This is a genomic window from Oleiphilus sp. HI0080 (assembly GCF_001635135.1).
Map to the genome: position 1 here is coordinate 1 of NZ_LWFU01000580.1, position 1,641 is coordinate 1,641.

The 1,641-nt window shown below is 47.0% G+C and carries 1 protein-coding gene and 1 pseudogene; both read right to left on the reverse strand.

The window, feature by feature from the left end; genetic code table 11:
• Positions 1 to 441 (reverse strand): annotated as a pseudogene (locus A3751_RS12785) (GTPase); the annotation flags it as partial.
• A gap of 172 nt (positions 442 to 613) precedes the next feature.
• Positions 614 to 1,641, reverse strand: a 1,028-nt coding sequence (epmB, locus tag A3751_RS12790; RefSeq protein WP_369821245.1) for an EF-P beta-lysylation protein EpmB, incomplete at its 5' end; no start/stop codon positions are given.

A 1,641-nucleotide genomic window follows, 5' to 3' on the forward strand; every position in this document is an offset into this window, starting at 1 on the left:
TTCGGTAATAACTCGATGCGCGGCACAAGCAAAGTTTTTACGCGCCAATTCTGTACCAAGCTCTGGAACCGTCTCTACTAAAACGATTTTGTATCCCGTAGTCAGGGCAAGGTGGAGGCTCGTAACGAGATTAATCACCTTACGCTGTTTTTCCTGAGGAGTAATAGACCCGTTTAAGAAGTGTTTTGAGAGTTCGGTGCAGGCGAAGTGGATCGGCTTGCGCAGGCTTTCGAGCATTTTTGATCTTTGGCCTGGCTTACATCCGAGGCGATTTAGCTCGTTGATTGCGGAATATAGCAGTCGAGATGTTTCACCCAGATTCGCCATAGGCAACTCTGCCACCCATGCTTTGATGGCTTCCGGTGTGCCGTCAGCGAAAGATAAATTGCCCAGATTCTGTTCCGGGATTGATAATGATAATTCGAGGTCTGGACCCAACATCTCTGCTGTATTTTCCTATGGTGCCTGTCTTCAATATTGATGCGAAATATGTTCGAGAATCTAAATCGCAAAGTTAACCTATCTACTTATGATAGCAGGGTTTTAGCCGCATGTAGCGGGTCTAACCCTAAACTCTGAAATAAAAAATCAGGCATCTGAATGATTACTCGTTTCAGTGGTTGGATAAGACCCGCTTACTCCCATCGCCGGGTTGCTCTTCAGCGAGTTTAGGGGTCAAAAATCCTGGTAATTGTGCACAGAGTTCTTTGTAGATTTGTTTGGCCTCAGAGCGCGGGAGATCAAAATGCGCAGCTCCCGCCACTTTATCGAGCGTAAATAGGTAGTAGGGCAGAACGCCTTGCGCAAAAAGCTTCTCAGACAGTGCCTGCAATATCTGAGCATCATCATTGATATGTCTTAGCATCACGGATTGATTTAGCAGTGTGACGCCATGCTCTTTAAGTCGTAAAAATGCACGTTCAGTATCATTAGCCAATTCGTTGGGGTGGTTGCAGTGCGCAACCAAAATGACCTTGCACCGCAAGTTTGAAATGACCTTAAGAAGCCTACTCGTTATTCTTTGAGGCAAGCTTGGAAGCATTCGCGTGTGAATGCGGATGCGCTTGACTGAGGTGATTCTATCGATCTTGTCGAAGAGCTCTTCAAGGCTCGAGTCTGACAAGCTTAAGGGGTCTCCGCCGCTTAAGATGACCTCACTGATTTCTGATCTTGTTGCCACGTAGTCTAGTGCTTGTTGCCATTGCTGGCGAGATTGCTGATGTTCGCTGTAAGGAAAGTTTCTCCTGAAGCAATAGCGGCAATGGATCGCACAGGACTGAGTGAGAATTAATAGTACGCGGGAGGAATATTTGTGAATTAAACCCGGAAGAGGTGAAAAGTTCTGCTCCAGGAGAGGTTCGCTAGCATAGCCTTCAATGTCTAGAGATTCCTGGGCTTGCGGTAGCACCTGCAATAACAACGGGTCATTGGGGTTCCCTTTTTCAATTTTGTTCAAAAATGGCTCGGGAACTCGTAGTGGAAAAGATGGGGCATTTTGATCGAGTAGCGGGTGCTCATCCAGCTCAAGCCTGATGAGCAAGTCTTGCGCAGAAATAGTGCTTGCACTCAGAATTTTCTTCCACTGCGACGGTTGCGCGGGTGTGTCGGTCATGCTTTTTAGCTTGATATTGGGCATGAGGC